Below are 17,250 nucleotides of genomic sequence, written 5' to 3' on the forward strand. Positions count from 1 at the left end.
GCCGGGGATGTCAACATATCTGGCGTTGACTTTTGGCACGCTGTTGAGTTCTCAAGGAACGGACGCTTCCTTCGGACCGCCTTCCAGCGGGCCCTTCGGGCGCTTCATTCTTTCGTGTTTCCAGCTTATCAGACGTTCTCCGCTCCGCTTCCGGGGCTTCGTTCATCCAACTCGCTGGCGTCTTCTAGGGCTTGACGCCCTGTCCGACGTTTCAAACTCTAGCCGACCCCCGCTCCGAAAAGCGAATCCGACCGCAACCCGATAAAACGCGCACACCGAATCAACACCTGACCGCAACGCGACAACGCGAAACGACCGGCGAAGACCGGGAAGTGATGGTTCAAAGGATTGGCCGCCTCTGGACCGTCCGCGCAGATGCGTGTCCGGTGCTCCCTGCTGAGCGACTGGGAGACAGTACCCCTACTCGGCTCCCGAAACAAATGCCCAGCCCGGACCACAGTGGTGCGGCGCCCTCCCCTCTCTTGCCGCTATCGGATCCCGGCGGCCACCGCCAGGCGTGCGGCCTCCGCCAGGCCGTCCCGCCACGGTTCGCCGTGGCCCGGCAGGACGGTGTCGATCTCGTATTCGGCGACCTTCTCCAGGGAGGCCAGCGCCGCCCGGCTGTCCTGGGTGAAGGCCCGACAGATGACGCAGGGGCCGACGTGCCCGGCGACCGCGTCGTTGGTGACCAGGGCGTCGCCGGTGAAGGCGAGGGAGGCGTCCGGGAACACGTAGCTGGTGCTGCCGCGCGTGTGCCCGGGGGTGTGCACCGCCAACGGCAGGCCGGGAACGTCGAGTCGGGTGTCGTCCGTGAAGGTGCGGAGCTCCCGGACCGCCGGCGTGCGGAGTGCGCCACCCCGGGCCAGGTGCAGCGGTGCCCGCAGGCCGCTCGGGCGGCGGACCGCGTAGCCGAGGAGGGAGCGCTCGGGGCGCCAGACCTGGTTGAGGCGCCGCGGTTCGGCCAGGATCGGCGCGTCGGACTCGTGCACCCAGACATCTGCCCCGGACTCCACGCGGACCCGCTCGGCGAGGCCCACGTGGTCCGGGTGGCCGTGGGTGATCAGCACCGCCGCGATGTCGGTGATGGGTCTGCCGAGAGCGCGCAGTGCCCCGAGCAGGCCGTCCCAGTGCGCGGGCAGTCCGGCGTCGACCATCACCAGGGCCGGGCCGGTGTCGACGAGGTAGAAGTTGACCAGGTCGTCGCCCAGCCGGTGCGCGGTGGGCGTCGGGGACTGAGGGGACTGAGGGGACTGAAGGGCGCTCATCCCGATCACCGGCCCAGCTGGATGGTGGTGGCGGGCAGGGTCGCGACGCGCTCGGTGCCGAGCAGTCGCGCCGCCGTCCGGGCGCCCGGGGGCGGGCCGTCGAGCAGCACGGTCGCGGCTGCGGCGGCCAGGGCGGCGGACGAAACGAAGGGCAGCCCGTGACCGCCGACCACAGCCGCACCGCCCGGGCTCCACAGGACGAACTGCGCTACCTACTCCTGGCCGCCCAGCGCGAGGGCAGCCGCCGGCTCGGCGACGCCCTGCGCCACCTGGGCCTCACCCCCGCCCAGGCCGAGGTGCTCGACGTCCTCGCCGCACACCAGCCGGTCACCCTGGCCGCCCTCGGGCGCCTGCTGGTCTGCGAACAGGGCAGCCCCAGCCGGCTGGTCGACTCGCTGGTCCAGCGCGACCTGGTCGGCCGGATCCCGCACGAACAGGACAAGCGCGCCGTCCTGATCCAACTCACCGGCGCCGGAAGCACGCTGGCCGCCCAGCTCGGCGACGCGACCGCACGGCTGACCACGGAGATGGCGGCCCGGCTCACGTCCTCGGAGGTCGACACCCTCACCACCCTCCTGCACACCCTCCTCGACGGCACCGACGCCGCCCGGGCCATCCGCAGCCGATACCCGCACTGAGCATCCCCGGCCGAGCGACTCCGGACGGCGACTCCGGACGGCGAGTCCGACGTGAACGGGCCGGGGTCGTGGCGAGTGCATCCGCCACGACCCCGGCCCGGGGCTTTCCGCTACCCGACCGGGCGCACCGCTACTTGAAGAGGCGGTCGCCGCTGTTGGCCATCCGGTGGGTGGAACCGTGGCGGTTCACCCAGTCGCGCACCAGGTTGACGGCATTGGCACACTGCCAGCTGTCGTCGTACTCACGCACGCCGGTGAAGGCGCCGTAGCCCGCGATGATGCCGTCCACCTGGGCGTCGCCCAGCAGCTTGTCGACGTACCACGGGTCGTTGTAGGTGGTCGTCCAGGACAGCGTGGCCGCGAGCCGGCCGGCGGCACGGTCCGCGGCGCCCTTCTTCAGTTCCGCGCACGTGTTGTAGGTGGCTTCGGTGCAGTTGCCGAAGCCCTTGGTGATGTCGCTGTCGCCGTAGTCCATCGCCCGGTGACCGTTGGGGATCCCGGCACCGGACCGGTTGAAGGCGTTCTGGGCCTGGTCCCGGGTGCCGGTCGTCGTCATGCCCTCCAGGCGGCCGAGCTTGCCCTCCAGGCTCTTCCAGCCGCGGCCGCCGACGTCCGGGGTGTTGCCGCCGTGGTACTCGTAGAACCCGTAGAGCACCTGGATCCCGGCAGCCGTCAGCCGCTGGGCCTTGTCGTGCAGTCCGGCGACGCTGCACCCGCGGTTCTGCTGCTCCCCGCAGTAGTTCGGGTCCTTGATGTCCAGCCAGACCAGCGACAGCCGGCGCCCCGCGTTGGCGTTGGAGACGATACGGTCGATCATGCTGTCGAAGCTGGGGCCCAGCCGGTTGTCGCCGGCCGAGGAACAGTCGTGGTAGGCGCGCCATTCGTTCGGGTTCCACCAGGCACAGACATCGATCTCGATGCCGTTGGCACCGTGCTTGAGCGCGGCGTCCACACCGTCCAGGGTGTCGGTTGCGCGATGGCGTAGATCGGGTGGCGCTGGTCGGCCGCGGCCGCCGGGGTCGCCGCGAGGGCGGTGACCCCGGCGATCCCGCACAGCATCGCCGTCATCGCCGGAAGCACGCGCCGGCCCGCACTGGTCCTGAGGTGAGTGGTCAAGAAAGGTACTCCTTCTTGTCGGTGTCCTGAAATGGACATGCCCACCTCACCAACTGTACGTTGCCGAACGGTAAATGGTCGGTAAACGGGTCCGGATGTCCGGAATGGAGACCAACCAGCCTATGCTGCAGGAATGGTGACGGCTCATCAGCTGCGCTTGAAGAACTCCACTTCGGCCAGGGCGATGGTGCGGCCGGGGCCGGTTCCGGCGGCCTCGCGGACGGTGAGCTTCACCTGGACGACGTCGCTGATCCCGGTCGCCACGGTCTGCGGGCCCGGCTGGTCGTTGAGCGTGATCTGTTGCCGGTGCAACTCGCCGTCCGAGGCCGTGACTTCCAGGGACAGGACGAGGGGACGGGCCTGTTGCTGAAAGTGCTGCGGGTCCGCGGAGTCGCCGGTGTGGATGATCAGGTCGACCAGCCGGAAGGGCGTCCGGAAGGTGAAGGTGATGGAGTCCCCGATCGCGGGCGCGCCCCAGTAGGTGTTGCTGAGGCCGTCGTCGGCGGCGGTCGCGGGATGGCCCTCGACCGCGGCGCTCGCCGAGGTCAGGGAGGGGGTGATCGGCGCGGTGTTGCCGAGCTTGTCCAGCACATCCTCGTAGGCGCTCTTGCCGAGCGGGTACAGCAGGATCCCGCCGACCACCAGCGCGGCCAGCACCAGCAGCGCGATGGTGCGGCGCAGCGCGTTGCCCGAGCCGCCGATCCGCACCCGGCGTCGGAACGGCCAGCGGGTGCGCCACCACGGCAGCTCCGGCGGAGGTGCGGTGTCGGTCAGCGGTGCCGCGCAGCGGCGGCAGAAGCGCCGTTCGGGCAGGTTGGGCGTGCCGCACCGGGGGCAGGGCGGGCCGTCCTGGGCCTCGTCGGCCGCGGATGCCCGAACGACGGGGCGCGGTGCGACGGGCTTGGCGGGCTGCACGGCCACCGGATCGGCCTGCGGTTCGGGAAGCGGAGGCGATTCGGGAACCGGCGTCGGGGCCGGATCGGGCGCCGGGGCCGGTTCCGGAGCCCGTGTCGGTTCGGGAGCCGGGGCCGGAGCCGGCCGCACGCGGGTCGAGGTTGCGCGCGGAGGCTCGGCGGCCGACGGGGTCGGCGGCTCCTCGGCGGGCGGGCTGGGCGGCTGGGCGTCCGGGACGGGCGGCTGCTCCCTCCTCGTGGCGCGCGTCACCCGTCGCGACACGGCTCGCCAGGTGGATTCGGTGCGCGCAGTCTCGGGCGCGGCGGGCCCGGCAGGCGCAGCAGTCTCGGGCGCGGCAGGCGCAGCGGCCGCCTCCGCGGCCTCGGTCGGCGCGGGAGTGGGCGCGGGCGCGGGAGTGGGCGCAGGCGGCGCCGGAGGCCCGGCAGCCGGCGTCGCCGGGGCCGTGGGCGTGGCCGGGGCACTGCGCGACCAGCCCAGGTAAGCACCGCAGTTGCCGCAGAAGTCGTCTCCCTCCCCGTTGGCCGTTCCGCAGTCGGGGCACACCGGCATCCGTCAGCCCTCCGTTCGCCCGGGTGGGCCGGGCAGGATCTCCACCCGGCAGGTCAGATGGACCGGGCAGCCCGCCCTGACGACGGACAGCACCTGGTCCTCGTCCAGCCCGGCGCCCGGCCCCGGACCGTCCAGGGGCCAGACCCGGATCAGCACCTCACCGTCCGCCGCGGGCAGTGGGACGGCACCGGGGGCGGTGGACCAGGAGGCGCCGCCGCCGTCGGTGATCTCGGCACCGGCGCCCAGTACCAGCCGCAGCCGCTCGGTGAGTCCGCGGCGGGTGCCGCGCCACCGGTGCAGTTCCACCGCGCGCTCGACCACCGCGCGGCGCACCTCCTCCGGCCAGGCCGGGTCGACGTCCACCGCGACCCAGGACGCCAGCCAGTCGAGGAAGTCGGCCGGTGCGAGGCGGGGCCGGAAGTAGGCGGGCAGGTTGTCCAGGGTGGCGAAGACCGGGGCGAGGACGGTGTCCAGGCCGGCCGTGAACCGCTGGGCGAAGTCGTCGTCGGCGAAGAGCGCGGGGAGCAGTTCGCCGATCGGGTGCGGACTGGGCAGTCCGGGAACGGCGGCCCGGTTCATGTGCCCACCTCTCCCCCAGCCTCCGGCCGGGGGTGCCCCCATCGCTCGCTCATGACCGCCCGTCCTCAGCCGGGGTGACCACGATCTGGTGCTGGTGGGAGAAGACCAGGGCGTCCGGCGGGACCTCGACCCGCTCGGCGGGGGCGCCCCGGCGTCCGGTGATCGGGTCCGCCGGGAACAGCCTCAGCTCCTCGACCCCCGTGACGGCGGCGACCCGCTGGAGCACGGCGAACACCTCCCCGTACTGCACCGCCCGGCCGAACGGCCAGCCCGTGCCGTCGGCGCCGCCGCGCAAGGGGTTGAGGTAGCGGTACAGCGCGGCGAGCACCGCCTCCCGGACCCGGTCGGGGTCGGTGGAGCGGGTGGTGAGCCGGGCGACGACCGTCACGCCCTGGTAGGCGGGGGGCTGTACGACGATCCGGGTGCCGATCAGCCGCCGTTCGTCGAGGGCCGTCGCGACGGTGGCCAACATCTGTTCGTCGGGGATCAGTTGCTCGAACCTCAGCCGGTCGCCGTCGTCCGCGACGGCGTCGGGGACGACCAGCACCCGCACCGCGCCGGCTTCCCCGCCGACGCCGGGCACACAGCTGATCCGGGCGGCGGACGGCGCGGCCTGTCGGGCGATCAGCTCGAAGTCCCCTGCGGTGACGGCGCGTTCCTGCAGCCGCAGCTGGTGCGGGGCGCGCAGTTTGGCGTTGTCCACGGTCTCACCATCGACCCCGCCCCTGGCCGCCTCGCGGTTGTCGACCCGGGCGATGTACGGGACCGAGCTGCGCAGCACCGTGATGGTGCTGCGGGCGACGTTGCCGGCGATCCCGCCGCCGGTGCGGTAGTGCGGGACGCGCAGCCGCGCGCCCTTGGGCGGCACCGCGCCGAAGGAGCGCAGGCTGCCGTCGGGTTCCCGGACCGCGGGCGGGAAGAGGAACTCGCCGGTGGTCGCGTCGAGCACCACGTGCCGGTCGGCCGGTGAGGAGTCGCCGAAGTGCTCGACGACCGTCCATCGCTGCCACCCGTCGCCGGCCGCGACCTCGACCACCGGAGGCTCGCCGTCGAGCAGGACCGGCGGCCTGGCCAGCCCGAAGCGCTGGCCCGCGACGCCCTCCGAGGTGCCGAGCGGCGCGTCGGTGACGGTCTGCGCGTGGACGGCGGTGGCGGTGCCGCCGACCGTGAACACCTCGGCCCGCCGAATGGTGGGGGACTCGGAGTAGAACGGCTGGCCCGGCTGCGGCTCGGTGACCCGGCAGCGCAGCCAGCCGGCCCGGCGGCCGGCGACCACCGAGGCGGTGTGCCCGGCGGGCACGAACACGACCACCTCGCCGGGCCGGTTGAGGCCGCCGGTGGTGTCGCCGCCGGTCTCGCAGGCGATCCAGCGCGCTCCGTCCCAGACCTCCCAGGCCAGCGGCGGCTGGCGCGGGTCGACGCCGACGCCCTCCACCCGGCTGTCCAGCCGGACGACCAGGATGCAGCGCGGCACCACGGCGGGCAGGGCGAAGAGCATGGCGTCCCCGGCCACCGGGCGCGACTGGAAGCAGGGCACGTCCGCGCCGTCGGCCAGCCGGGCCGTACCGTCGGACTGCTCGCCGGAGGCGGAGACGGTGACCAGCCGCTCCAGCGAACTGGGGACGATCGGCAGGTCCTCGGCGGTGGAGAAGACCACCGCGTCGTCGGTCTCGGTGCGCAGCGTGGAGACCTCGGTGCCGGCCCGCAGCAGGACGGTCTCCGGCTGAGGGGCGGAGAGCCAGAAGTCGACCTCGGCCCGGGCCGCGGCGGGAGGGAAGAGCCGGATGCCGAGCAGGTCGAGGAAGGCGGCGTAGTTCTTCTCCGGGACCCGGTTCAGCCGGTAGAGCAGCTGGTCCACCAGGTAGGCGAAGGTCTCGATCAGGGTGACACCGGGGTCGGAGACGTTGTGGTCGGTCCACTCGGGGGCGCGTTGCTGGACGTAGCGCTTGGCCTCGTCGACGAGCTGCTGGAAACGGCGGTCGTCCAGGTTCGGGGAGGGCAGGGCCATCAGCGCGCACCCCCGTCGACCGTGTCGAGGACGTCCGCGCCCGGGTGCTCGGGGATGGTGTAGAAGGGGAAGACCAGGTTGCGGCGGTCGTTGGTGGCGCGCACGGTGTAGTGGACGTCGATGTAGAGCGTGCCCTCCTCGACGCTGTCGAAGGCGATCACCACGTCGTCGACCTCGATCCGCGGTTCCCAGCGTTCCAGCGCGATGCGCACCTCGCGGGCGATCCGCCCGGCGGTGGTGCTGTCGCCCGGGGCGAAGACGTACTCGTGGATGCCGCAGCCGAATTCGGGGCGCATCGGCCGCTCGCCCGGGGCGGTGCCGAGGATCAGCCGGATCGCCTCCGCGAGCTCCCGGTCGCGCTCCACCATGGCGATGCCGCCGGTGGCGTTCACCCGTAGCGGGAAGGCCCAGCCGCGGCCTATGAAGCTGCCGCTCATGCCGCTCCCCCGATCAGCACGTTGAACGCGCCGCTGGTGATGGTGGCGCCGCAGGTGGTCTTGTCACCCATGCGGGCCGCCGGCAGGCCGCCGATGAGCACCACGCCCCTGGTCACCGAGCCGAGTCCGGGCTCGACGAGGTTGGCTGGGCCCATCTCCACGTGCGGGACGCAGGCGTGGATGGTACCGACCACAGCGGCGGGGCGGCCGCCGATCAGCACGGTCGCCACCTTGAGGGCGCCCGGCGGCGGAGTGGTGAGGGCACCGCCGTGGTCGGTGAGGTCGCCGGTCCGGGCTGCGGGGGGCATGTGCGGTCTCCGTTTCCTGCGGTGCCCGGGTGTTGGTGGGCACTCGTCGCTCTGCCATTGGTTCTTGACGTTTCGTCAGTCGATCCGCCGATCGATCGCCGGTCGATCGTCTGCTCGGTTGATCGGTGGCTCAGTTGATCCGGACGAAGGCCCCCTTGAGCACCGCCTCGGCGCCGCCGTCCACGGTGACGGACGTCGTGCCCCGGACGGTGACCGATCCGCCGCGCACGTTCACCGCGCCGGTGCCCGCGTCCAGGGTGATGCCGGAGGAGGAGAGCCGTACTGTGCTGCCGGCCGCGCCGCCGAGGCCGTGGACGGTCAGCACGATCTCGCCGCGCTGCTGGTCCAGGCTGACCTCCAGCTTGCCGTCGCCACTCGCCAGGTGGACGCCGGACTTGCCGCCCGGCACGTCCAGCAGCTCCATCCGGTGGCCCGAACGGGACACCACCGAGCGGCGGTTGACCTTGCCGGAGGCTCCGTCGACCAGCGGCACGTCGTGCGGGGAGGGCCGGTCCACGCCGTTGTAGAGCCCGCCCAGCACGTACGGGCTGTCCAGGTCGCCCTGTTCGAAGCCGACCAGCACCTCGTCGTTGACCTCGGGGCTGACCACGCCGCCGCCCCCGGCGCCGCCCCACTGCACGGTGCGCACCCAGTCGGAGACGTAGGTGTCGTCCAGCCAGGGGAACTTGAGCTTCACCCAGCCGCGCTGCCCGCCGCCCGGCTCCCGGACGTCGGTGACCACGGCGACGGCCAGGCCGGGCATCCGGGGCCCGCGCGGCGGGGCGTTGCCGCCGCTGGTCAGCCCGGCCAGCGAGCGGTCGGGGGCCGCGCTGACCACCACGGTGGTGCGGTAACCGCGGAACGGTTCGAGCAGGTGGCGCACCCCGGTGGCGGTGTAGCGGCCGGAGAAGGCGGCGCCGACGTTGCCCAGCGCGACGGCGGTGCCCGCCCGCAGCCGGGGGTTGCCCTCGGCGACCACCTCCAGCTCGCCGAAGCCGGCCGCCACCGAGGCGGCCAGCGACCGGGCCACCGAGGCGGTCTCCGCCTGGGTGCGGTACGGGGTGTCGGCGACGGTCAGTTGGGACCGGCCGGGGAAGGCGGAGGCCACCACCGAGGGGCTCATCCCCGGTTGGACGGTCCGGGAGGTCACCGCCGGCTCGGTGGCGACCAGGGCGCTCTTGGTGGTGACGTTCCAGCCGCGCGCCTCGACCGTGTCCGCTCCCCCGGCGCCGGTCAGCACGCCGCGCAGCTCCAGCAGGTTGCGGCCGTACTCCAGCACCAGCGGGTTCTGCGACGCCGGGGTGGAGGGGGCCGGTGCGCCGGAGGCGGGGTCGGGCCGGACGAACTCCAGCTTCCCGTCGTCGTCCACCCGCACCTGGGCGCCGCTCTCCTGCGCCAGGAACTGGAGGAACTCCCAGTCCGGGACGTTCGCCTGCGAGAGCTGCTGGTGGACCACGGAGAAGGAGTCGACCTTGCCGCAGGTCAGGCCCGCGCCCGAGGCGACCTGGCGGACGATGTCGGCGGTCGTCATGTTCCGGAAGGCCTTCACCCGGCGCCCGCGCATCAGCCGGTGGGTGACCGCCGAGGCCCGCACCACGGTGTACGAGCCGGTGGTGTCCACCTCCAGCTCCAGCGCGGTCACCTCGCCGGTGAACAGCCGCGCCCGGGTGTTGCCCTGCACGGTGACCACGGACACCTTCAGCGGGGTGCCGATGGTGATCCCGGTGGCGGAGAGGAAGGTGTGGTCGGCGTCCCGGAAGGACAGCACCGCGGTGTCGGGCAGGCCGACACTCTCCTCGATGTCGCAGGAGACCAGCTGGGTCGCCCAGATCGGCGGCAGCGGGCCCGGCGCCTCGACGACGGGGTCGGCGGCGAAGGACCGGCCGCCGCGGGCCTCGGGAGTGGTCATGGCCGTCCGCCCTGGGTGGGTTCGCCCGGGGCGTGGCCCCGGTCCTGATTCCGGGTGTGGCTCTGGATGAGTTCCTCGATGCCCGGCACGATCAGGTCCGCGCCGGGGACCAGCGCCAGCGGATCGTCGATGTCGTTGGCCTCCGCGATGGTGCGCCAGGCGGTGGCGTCCCCGTACGCGCGCCAGGCGAGCATCGGCAGGGTGTCGCCGGCGATCACCCGGTGGGTGCTGCGGGCCTCCGGCGAGCCGGAGGTCGGGTTCTGGCCGGCCGGGTCGACGCTGGCCTCGTCGATGGTCAGCGAGCAGACCGCCCGCAGCGCCTTCCCGTCGACGTCGAAGAGCGAGTAGGTGACCGAGAGTCCGGTCAGCACCCCGTTGAACGACGTGGTCTTCAGGGTGCCCCAGTCCAGCCGGATCCACGGGCTGGCCGGCGTCTTGCGCGCCAGGCTGGCCGGGGTCGGCACGCAGGCCGTCATCAGCTGCTCCACCGCCCGCTCCACCGAGTTGTCGTGGGTCGCGGTGGAGTCCAGGAACACGTCGAGGGAGAGCGAGCGCGGACCGCTGCCGACGAACTCGGGCAGCGCGGACTCGCCCGCCATCCGGGACGGGGTGCGCCGCCACTCGGTGGTCTTGCTCAGCACCAGGGTCGCCGGGTTGAACTGGAGCCGGAGCTGCGCGAGCGTGCCGCCGGGCTGGGCGCCGACCGTGGACGGTGGCTCCATGATGGTCAGTTGGGCCCGGGTGACGCTGGCGGGGACCGCCGGGGACATCCTGGTGCTCCTTTCGTGGGTCGGGCTGTCGGGTGGGTTCCGTGGATCGGGTGGGGCTCGGCGTGCGGCGGGGTCAGGAGGGGCGCAGGCCCGCGTGGGCGATCTCCAGGGTCTCCATCGCAGCCTGGGAGTTGGCGGGGTCGAAGGACGGTCCCTCCCAGCGCACCGGGACGATCCCGAGCACCTGCCAGCCGACGATCCGGCTCAGGTCGGGCCGCAGCGCCACGATCTCGCCGTCCTTCGGCTCGACCTTGCGGACGATCTCGGACAGCCAGCGGGCGATCTTGGTGGTGTCGGCGGTGACCGCGCGGGTCAGCGTGATGTTCGACCAGGTGATGCGGCCCGGCAGCTGCCAGGCGAAGCCGTTGTTGCCGCCCTCCGCGTACTGCTCGATCTCGACCTGGGCGCCGAGTCCCGAGCAGGTGGTGAACTCGCCCAGGTCGTTGCCGCCGATGGTCAGGCTGAAGAACACACTGGACGCGAAGATGTTGTCGGTCATCGCTTCTGCTCCCTGCTTCCGGTCACGTCGCTGCTGCGGCCTTCTGCCGGCCGTCCGCCTGGTCCGCGCGTCGGCCCGCGTTCTCGGTCGGCGGTCCGGCCCGCGTTCCTGGGCCGGGCTCAGCGGCGCATGTCGTACGGTTTGCCGCTGCGCTCCCGGCCCCTGCGCAGTTCGGTGCGCAGCAGCCGGCCGACCGGTTCGACCAGGCGCCGGGCCAGTTCGTCGAGGTCGGCGGGGTCGGCGCGCCGCTCGGCGCCCGGAACGGCGGGGGCCTTGCCGGGGGTGTGCGCGGCGGGCGGGGCGCCGGGCGGGGCGGGTCGGGCCGGCCCGGCGAGCTGCACGGTGGTGGGTGTGCGCGCGGGCACGGCGGTCAGCGGCACCCCCGTCAGGCCCGTCTGCTCGGCCACCCGCTGCAGCAACCGGGCCGTGGCGGGCGACGGCGGTGCGGACGGCGCTGGCGAGGCGGACGGAGCGGACGGGGCCCCGGTGGCGTGCCCTGCGGGCAGGGCCCGGGACACGACGAGCGCGGGTGCGGGCGCAGGCGTGGGCGCGAGTGCGGTGGCGGGCTGCGGGCCCGGTGCCCAGCCGCTGCCCGACGGGGCCGCGAGGGCGGGCGGCTGCACCGGGGACGGCTGCGGAGGCCGGGAGGTGGCCGGCAGGCGCTGGACCGCCGGGGCCGTCACGGGCCGGAGCCGGACAACCGGCGGGCGCGGGGCGCTCGCCGTGGCGGACGGCAAGCCGGGGATGCCGGGGCCACCGGTGCCCGGCCGCCCACCGGGCGCCGGTGCGGCGGACCGCTGCACGGCCGGGTGGCCCGGGCTCGCGACGCCGGGCTGCGGCAGCGCCGGGGCGACGGTGTTCACGGCTGCCGCACGGGGCCGACCGGGCAGGGCACGCGATGGGGCCGCCGGTGCGGGCGCGACCGGGGCGGCGGCAGCCGCCGCCGGGCCGCCGGGCGCTGACGGGTGATCGGCGGCGGTCGGCTGGTCGGCCGCCGTCCGGCGGACCGGCCGTTGCGACGGGCGTCGGGAGAGCGCCCGTTGCACCGCGGCCACGACCCCGCGCGGCGCGGCCTCCCCCGGGGTGGAGGGCCGCACCGAACTCGGCCGCGAGCCCGGCCCGCCGGCTGCGGCGCCACCGCCGTCGGCCGCCCTGACCGCGGCTGCCCCGGTGCCGGCGCCCGGCGAGCGCCGCGCCTGTGCACCCGAACGCCGCGGAGCGGCAACGGCCTGTGCGACCGGCGCCTCGCCGTCCGGACGGGAGTCGAGCGCGTTGGGCCAAGCGGCCCGGACCACGGGTGGCGTCGGCGCCGACCCGACGCCTCCGCCGACGGGAGCGGCGGCAACGGGCGCGAACGGTGCCGGCGCAGTGGCGAGGGCAACCGTCATCCGGCGGTCGCCGAGCAACCCGCGCTGCTGGCCGATGAGTCGAACGGCTCGCTGCACGCCCAGGCCGCCGGCGGACCGGCGCGCGGGGACCGTCACGGGAACCACCGGAGTGCTGCCGCCTGTGAGCGGGGCGCCTGCCGGGCGCGTCCCGGGAACGGTCGGCTGCGCGGCGGCTCCCGGCCGCCGGTCCGGGCCGCTGCCGGACGGCGATACGGCGGAGGCACCCGCCGTCCCCTGCGGGGAATCGGAGGGCGCCGGGCGTCCGGCCGCCGGTCCGCGCCGGCCGCGATCCGCGCCGGAGGGCGCGCTGCGGCCACCGGCGGCCGGGTTGGTCGGACCGGCCGATCGCCCGTCATCACCGGTCCGGACCGGGGACGTCACGTCCGCCGGGCCGTCGCCGGGGCGTCGGGGGGCGCGCTGCACGGGCAGCCCCTCGCCGGCCGCCGGCGAGGCGGCGGCAGAGGTGGCGGCGGGGGCGGCGTCGCCCGTCGCCGGGGCCGCGATCCGCCGGACCGGTCGGCGCCCGCCGAGCAGCGGGACTGTGCCCCCGGCCACGGACGCCGTCGGCGGCAGCGCGTCGAGCGGCGCGCCCAGGCCCCCGTGCGTACGGGCGGGGGCCGGGTCGGACGGGACCGGCGCGGCACGGTCGGAGGACGGCGACGAGGACGGTGCGGGCGAGGACGTGGCGGCCCCGGACCGGGCGCGCTGGACGGGCGTGCCCTCGGCGGCCGCACGCTCGGGGCGGGACGGTGCCGGGCGGGTGGGCTCACCGGCCGTACCGGTGCGTCGGGCCGGGCCGGCGGCGTCCGCGCCCGCGCCTCCGGGCGGCCGGACATCAGCCAGCCCGCCCGTCCCGGGGCCGGTGGACCCCGTGTCGGCGGGGACGACGGGCATGGCCGGCCCGGCCGGGGCGGCGCCGTGGGGCCGGGGGCCGTCGCCGGCCGGAGGGGTGGCACTCGCGGGCAGCGCGGTCAGCGGCGCACCGAGGACCGGGCGGGCGGGTGCGGCGGTGCCGGTCGCGGCGGCGCGCTGGAGGGTGCCGTCGGCCGGCCCGTTCCGCATGGGTGCGGGGGCTCCGGCCGGGCCGGGCGCCGGTCGTTCGGCGGCTTCGCCGCTCGCGGACGGGCGGCGCGTGCCGTCGACCGGTGCTTCCGTCCTCGCTGCCGGCCGCGGCGCGCCCGTGCTCCGGCCGGCCGGCTCGGTGACGGCCTCCGGCGCCCTGACCGGCCCCGGGAGGGCCGCCACGGGGCGCGCGGGCAGCAGGCTCGGGCGCCGCGCGACGACCAGCGGGGCACCGACAGGACGCGGCCGCACCGGCCGGTCGACCCGGACCGCCGGGTCGTTCGGGCGCGGGGAGGTGACGGCCGCCTCGGGCGTCGCCTCGACAGGCGCCGGCAGGCCCGGCGCCGCCGCAGCGGGAGTCACGGCGGGTGTCACGGCAGCGGCCCGTGACACTGCGGGCTTCGGTGAACTTCCCCTCACCACAGCGGACTTCGGCCCACCCGGTACGGCCGCACCGGGTAGCGCCGCAGCGGGCCTCGGCGCACCGCCGTCGGCGCGCTCGGCCGCCGCTCGCGGTTCGGCCCCGCCCGTACGTGCCGGGCGCGGCCCGGACCGCACCGGAAGCCGTCGCAGCCGTACGGACCGCTGGACCGGTCGCGCCGACCGCGCCGAGCCCGACTGCCCCTCCTCCAACGGTTCTTCGGCTCCGACATCGTGCGGGACGACCGGCACGACGAGCTCGTCCCCGCCCGTGCGGACGGGGGCCGGGGAGCCCGGCCTCGCCACCGCCCGCAGGATGCCGACCGGGGCGGTCGGGAGGACCGCGTGGCCGAGCGGGCCGCAGAGCGAAGGGTCCTGCCAGGCGGTGAGCCGGGACCGGAACCTCAGGCCGTCGCTGACACCGTGGGCGGGCGCGGCCAGGGTCGGGACCAGCGGCGCGACCGCCCGCCAGCCCCCGTCCCCGGCCGCCGGGCGCTGCCGAGCTGCCGCGCCCGTGCCCCCGACGGCCTCGGTGCCGCCGGAAGCAGCACCGGAAACCGCGCCCTCGCCGCCCCTGCGGCGGCCGATCCAGTCCCGCAGCCCCATCCGACTCACCCGCCTTCGCTGATACGGGTGTTGAGCCGCGCGATCTCGCGCACCCACTGCCCGCGTTCGCGGTGGGTCAGGTCGAGGACGTCCTCCCGCTGCCAGTGGAAGTGGTAGGCGATGTACGCGATCTCCTCGTACAGCCGAGCAGGCGCGTACGTCACGATTCCCCCAGGCGCCCACCGGCGAGGTCGACCTCGAAGGCGCCGTCGCAGTGCGGGCAGGTCACCGCGGCGCGCGTGTGTCCCTCGCTGTTGATCCGCTGGTAGAGGTCCTGGAGGAACGCGACGTCGGTGGCGTACATCCGCTCCACGACCCCGGCGTGCACATCGGTGATGTCGCCCAGCCTGGTGATCACGTGGCCGAGCAGCACCACGCTCAGGTAGGCCGGGTTCTCCTTGACCCGCAGGTCGATCTGCGGCATCAGCTCGTCGCGGGCGGTGGCCAGGCGCATGGCGCCGTGCCGGTGCACGGTGCCCTCGTCGTCGACGTAGCCGAGCGGCAGCTCGAACTCGAACTCGGTGTGCGGCGCCCGCCCCCGGGGCCCGGCCGGTCCGGCCTGCCCCGGGGCCTGCTGCTGCGGCGCGGTGTTCTGTGGGGCCGGAGCGCGTTCCAGCAGCTCCTCAAGGCCGATCTTCCGCCTCACTCGACGCTGATCTCCTCGAACACGATGGTCACGGTCTCCGTCGCGGCGCTGGACTCGCCGGCGCTGAGCGTGGGGCCCTCCCAGCGGCTGGCCCAGGCGTTGGTCAGCTGGATGCGCCGCAGGGTGGCGCCGGTGGTGTCCTTGACCTCGATGGTGAGGTTCTGCCGCGCGGTGTTGATCGCCCCGTTGTTGAGCGTCTCCTTGATCCAGTCCGTGAACGCCCCGCTCTTGTCCAGGCCGCGGGTGATGGTCACCTCGCCGGGCAGCCGGGCGCCGGGCTGCTTGCGGACGATCAGCTTGCCCTCTTGGGTCACCTGCTTGTACTCGACGACGTCCTGTTCGACCGTCAGGTTGCTGATCTCCTTGACGGACTCGACGTTGTAGCCGCCGAGTTGGACGCCGAATATGTGTGTGGAGAGCGGATCGCCTTCAGCCATGGCTTGTTGTCACCTTCCGATGCGATGCGATGGGGACCGGGTCACTCGTTGACGAGGCTCGTGCTGTCGGAGAACTGGGACAGCCGGAACACCACGAACTCCGCCGGCTTCACCGGGGCGACGCCGATCTCGCAGACCACCTGCCCGAGGTCGATGGACTCCGGCGGGTTGTTGTCGCGGTCGCACTTGACGTAGAAGGCCTCGGCCGCGGTCTGGCCGAACAGCGCACCGCGCCGCCACTCCTCGGTGAGGAACGCGGTGATGTTCCGGCGGATGCTGGACCACAGCCGGTCGTCGTTGGGTTCGAAGACCACCCACTGGGTCCCCAGGAGGATGGACTCCTCCAGGTAGTTGAAGAGCCGACGCACGTTCAGGTAGCGCCAGGCCGGGTCGGAGGAGAGGGTGCGCGCGCCCCAGATCCTGATGCCGCGTCCGGGGAACGCCCGCACGCAGTTGACGCCGATCGGGTTCAGCAGATCCTGTTCGCCCTTGCTGAGACGGATCTCCAGGTCCACCGCGCCGCGGATGACCTCGTTGGCCGGCGCCTTGTGCACGCCGCGCTCGGCGTCGCTGCGCGCCCACACCCCGGCGACGTGGCCGCTCGGCGGGACCAGCACGTTGCGGCCGCTGGCCGGGTCGAAGACCTTGATCCACGGGTAGTAGAGAGCGGCGTAGCGGGAGTCGAAGCCCGCCTCCTCGTTACGCCAGGTGCGCATCCGCTGGGCGTTGAGGCCGGGCGGCGGGTCGAGGACGGCGATCCGGTCGCCCATCTGCTCGCAGTGCGACATCACGGCCAGTTGGACGGTCCGCAGGCCCTCGTCGTCGAGGTCGCCGCGCTGGTAGGCGCTCATCAGGTCGGGCACCGCGACCATGGTGATCTCGTCGATCGCCTCCAGGCCGGAGAAGCCGGTCCGGGCGGCGACGTCGCCGACGTACTCGGCGGGGTCGAGCCGGCCGGCGGGTGCGGCGGCCGGCGCGGGTGCGGGGGCGGCGGCGAGGGCGTGGGTCTGGCGCTCGGGGCGGCTCGGCGCGGTGCCGGGCTGTTCGGTGACCGCGACCAGCTTCGACTCGCGCAGCTGGGTGACGACGTAGCCCTTGGTGTTCCTGCGGGTCGACACGTCGTAGGTCTCGACGACCTCGGCGCCCCGGCGGACCAGCAGGCGGAACCGGTCCTCGGGGACGTTCTCCCCCTCCAGGTCGGCGATCTCGACGGACACCTCGCCGCCCGCGCCGGGCAGGGCCGAGAAGAGGAAGCCCGCGACCGCGACGGGCGGGGCCGCGGCGGGGGCGGGGGCGCCGGCGGCGGAGGCCTGCCGGGCAGGGTCGCCGACCCGCACCACGTAGGCGGAGCCGCCGCCGTTGGCGAAGAAGCCGTACACCGAGTGCGCCAGGTAGGTGCCCTCGGTGAATCCGCCGAACCGCTGGACGTACTGGTCCCAGTTGGTCACCAGTGTGGGCTCGTGGAAGGGCCCGGTCTCGGCGAAGCCGACGAAAGCGGCGACGGCCGTGCCGACGCCCTCGATCGGCCGGGCACCGGACTGGACCTCCTCCACGTACACGCCCGGGGTGAGGTACGACGGCATTCGCGCTCCTTCGGGTGGCCGGTCATTCGCCCCCGAGTCTGCTGCCCGGGCGCCGTCCGGGGACATGTCCCCGGGTCCCGGACCGGGGGCAGGAACGACTGCCCCCGGCGGGCAG

The 17,250-nt window shown here is 74.4% G+C and carries 17 protein-coding genes; 1 reads left to right on the forward strand and 16 read right to left on the reverse strand.

Going from position 1 to position 17,250, the window contains the following annotated elements:
- Positions 1-488 precede the first annotated feature (488 nt).
- Together ACH4E7_RS39790 and ACH4E7_RS39795 are read right to left on the reverse strand one after the other, a co-directional pair.
- Positions 489-1,265: an MBL fold metallo-hydrolase gene (locus ACH4E7_RS39790; RefSeq protein WP_396254094.1), complete on the reverse strand. Its 777-nt coding sequence runs from the start codon at positions 1,263-1,265 to the stop codon at positions 489-491.
- 5 nt (positions 1,266-1,270) lie between these two features.
- A complete protein-coding gene (locus tag ACH4E7_RS39795; RefSeq protein WP_396254095.1) occupies positions 1,271-1,438 on the reverse strand; it encodes a hypothetical protein in 168 nt (55 codons plus the stop codon).
- Between ACH4E7_RS39795 and ACH4E7_RS39800 the strand changes: the two genes are divergently transcribed.
- The gene (locus tag ACH4E7_RS39800; RefSeq protein ID WP_396254096.1) at positions 1,424-1,903 is read left to right on the forward strand and encodes a MarR family winged helix-turn-helix transcriptional regulator; all 480 of its coding nucleotides are present in this window, start codon (positions 1,424-1,426) and stop codon (positions 1,901-1,903) included. The genes ACH4E7_RS39795 and ACH4E7_RS39800 overlap by 15 nt on opposite strands.
- A 130-nt stretch (positions 1,904-2,033) precedes the next feature.
- On the opposite strand, the gene ACH4E7_RS39805 is transcribed toward ACH4E7_RS39800, so the two are convergent.
- The 14 genes from ACH4E7_RS39805 to ACH4E7_RS39870 all read right to left on the reverse strand — a co-directional run bounded on the left by ACH4E7_RS39805 (position 2,034) and on the right by ACH4E7_RS39870 (position 17,135).
- Positions 2,034-2,855 carry a phospholipase gene (locus ACH4E7_RS39805; protein ID WP_396254097.1) on the reverse strand — a complete coding sequence of 274 codons (822 nt, stop codon included), beginning with the start codon at positions 2,853-2,855 and terminating at the stop codon, positions 2,034-2,036.
- Positions 2,856-3,166: 311 nt separating this feature from the next.
- Complete coding sequence (locus tag ACH4E7_RS39810; protein WP_396254098.1) at positions 3,167-3,940, reverse strand: NADase-type glycan-binding domain-containing protein; 774 nt, start codon at positions 3,938-3,940, stop codon at positions 3,167-3,169.
- A gap of 546 nt (positions 3,941-4,486) precedes the next feature.
- Entirely contained in the window at positions 4,487-5,062 is a 576-nt protein-coding gene (locus ACH4E7_RS39815) for a phage tail protein I (protein ID WP_396254099.1), read from the reverse strand.
- Positions 5,063-5,111: 49 nt separating this feature from the next.
- On the reverse strand, positions 5,112-7,070 hold the full coding sequence (locus tag ACH4E7_RS39820; protein WP_396254100.1) for a putative baseplate assembly protein: 1,959 nt from the start codon (positions 7,068-7,070) through the stop codon (positions 5,112-5,114).
- Complete coding sequence (locus ACH4E7_RS39825) at positions 7,070-7,507, reverse strand: GPW/gp25 family protein (RefSeq protein ID WP_396254101.1); 438 nt, start codon at positions 7,505-7,507, stop codon at positions 7,070-7,072. The genes ACH4E7_RS39820 and ACH4E7_RS39825 overlap by 1 nt, the downstream gene beginning before the upstream one ends.
- Positions 7,504-7,815, reverse strand: a complete 312-nt coding sequence (locus ACH4E7_RS39830; protein ID WP_396254102.1) for a PAAR domain-containing protein — start codon at positions 7,813-7,815, stop codon at positions 7,504-7,506. The genes ACH4E7_RS39825 and ACH4E7_RS39830 overlap by 4 nt, the downstream gene beginning before the upstream one ends.
- Before the next feature lie 130 nt (positions 7,816-7,945).
- Entirely contained in the window at positions 7,946-9,724 is a 1,779-nt protein-coding gene (locus ACH4E7_RS39835) for a VgrG-related protein (protein WP_396254103.1), read from the reverse strand.
- Positions 9,721-10,494 carry a LysM peptidoglycan-binding domain-containing protein gene (locus ACH4E7_RS39840; protein ID WP_396254104.1) on the reverse strand — a complete coding sequence of 258 codons (774 nt, stop codon included), beginning with the start codon at positions 10,492-10,494 and terminating at the stop codon, positions 9,721-9,723. Before ACH4E7_RS39840 ends, ACH4E7_RS39835 begins: the two co-directional genes overlap by 4 nt.
- A gap of 73 nt (positions 10,495-10,567) precedes the next feature.
- Positions 10,568-10,993 (reverse strand): phage tail protein, encoded by a 426-nt coding sequence (locus ACH4E7_RS39845; protein ID WP_359830489.1) that lies wholly within the window; start codon positions 10,991-10,993, stop codon positions 10,568-10,570.
- Between the two features lie 119 nt (positions 10,994-11,112).
- Positions 11,113-13,443, reverse strand: coding sequence for a hypothetical protein (locus ACH4E7_RS39850; protein ID WP_396254105.1), 2,331 nt, complete (start codon positions 13,441-13,443; stop codon positions 11,113-11,115).
- 1,031 nt (positions 13,444-14,474) lie between these two features.
- Positions 14,475-14,633 carry a DUF6760 family protein gene (locus tag ACH4E7_RS39855; protein WP_396254106.1) on the reverse strand — a complete coding sequence of 53 codons (159 nt, stop codon included), beginning with the start codon at positions 14,631-14,633 and terminating at the stop codon, positions 14,475-14,477.
- Entirely contained in the window at positions 14,630-15,115 is a 486-nt protein-coding gene (locus ACH4E7_RS39860; RefSeq protein WP_396254107.1) for a hypothetical protein, read from the reverse strand. The genes ACH4E7_RS39855 and ACH4E7_RS39860 overlap by 4 nt, the downstream gene beginning before the upstream one ends.
- Positions 15,112-15,552, reverse strand: a complete 441-nt coding sequence (locus tag ACH4E7_RS39865) for a phage tail protein (protein WP_030290301.1) — start codon at positions 15,550-15,552, stop codon at positions 15,112-15,114. The genes ACH4E7_RS39860 and ACH4E7_RS39865 overlap by 4 nt, the downstream gene beginning before the upstream one ends.
- Before the next feature lie 41 nt (positions 15,553-15,593).
- Positions 15,594-17,135, reverse strand: a complete 1,542-nt coding sequence (locus ACH4E7_RS39870) for a phage tail sheath family protein (protein ID WP_396254108.1) — start codon at positions 17,133-17,135, stop codon at positions 15,594-15,596.
- Positions 17,136-17,250: the final 115 nt, after the last annotated feature.

This window comes from Kitasatospora sp. NPDC018058, assembly GCF_044327205.1.
Lineage (GTDB): Bacteria > Actinomycetota > Actinomycetes > Streptomycetales > Streptomycetaceae > Kitasatospora.

What these genes read in the sequence shown, in the direction of transcription:
- ACH4E7_RS39865 (WP_030290301.1), bottom strand. Translation starts at nt 15,552, where the DNA reads ATGGCTGAAGGCGATCCGCTCTCCACACACATATTCGGCGTCCAACTC.
- ACH4E7_RS39790 (WP_396254094.1), bottom strand. Translation starts at nt 1,265, where the DNA reads ATGAGCGCCCTTCAGTCCCCTCAGTCCCCTCAGTCCCCGACGCCCACC.
- ACH4E7_RS39850 (WP_396254105.1), bottom strand. Translation starts at nt 13,443, where the DNA reads ATGCGGAACGGGCCGGCCGACGGCACCCTCCAGCGCGCCGCCGCGACC.
- ACH4E7_RS39840 (WP_396254104.1), bottom strand. Translation starts at nt 10,494, where the DNA reads ATGTCCCCGGCGGTCCCCGCCAGCGTCACCCGGGCCCAACTGACCATC.
- ACH4E7_RS39825 (WP_396254101.1), bottom strand. Translation starts at nt 7,507, where the DNA reads ATGAGCGGCAGCTTCATAGGCCGCGGCTGGGCCTTCCCGCTACGGGTG.
- ACH4E7_RS39870 (WP_396254108.1), bottom strand. Translation starts at nt 17,135, where the DNA reads ATGCCGTCGTACCTCACCCCGGGCGTGTACGTGGAGGAGGTCCAGTCC.
- ACH4E7_RS39820 (WP_396254100.1), bottom strand. Translation starts at nt 7,070, where the DNA reads ATGGCCCTGCCCTCCCCGAACCTGGACGACCGCCGTTTCCAGCAGCTC.
- ACH4E7_RS39835 (WP_396254103.1), bottom strand. Translation starts at nt 9,724, where the DNA reads ATGACCACTCCCGAGGCCCGCGGCGGCCGGTCCTTCGCCGCCGACCCC.
- ACH4E7_RS39815 (WP_396254099.1), bottom strand. Translation starts at nt 5,062, where the DNA reads ATGAACCGGGCCGCCGTTCCCGGACTGCCCAGTCCGCACCCGATCGGC.
- ACH4E7_RS39845 (WP_359830489.1), bottom strand. Translation starts at nt 10,993, where the DNA reads ATGACCGACAACATCTTCGCGTCCAGTGTGTTCTTCAGCCTGACCATC.
- ACH4E7_RS39830 (WP_396254102.1), bottom strand. Translation starts at nt 7,815, where the DNA reads ATGCCCCCCGCAGCCCGGACCGGCGACCTCACCGACCACGGCGGTGCC.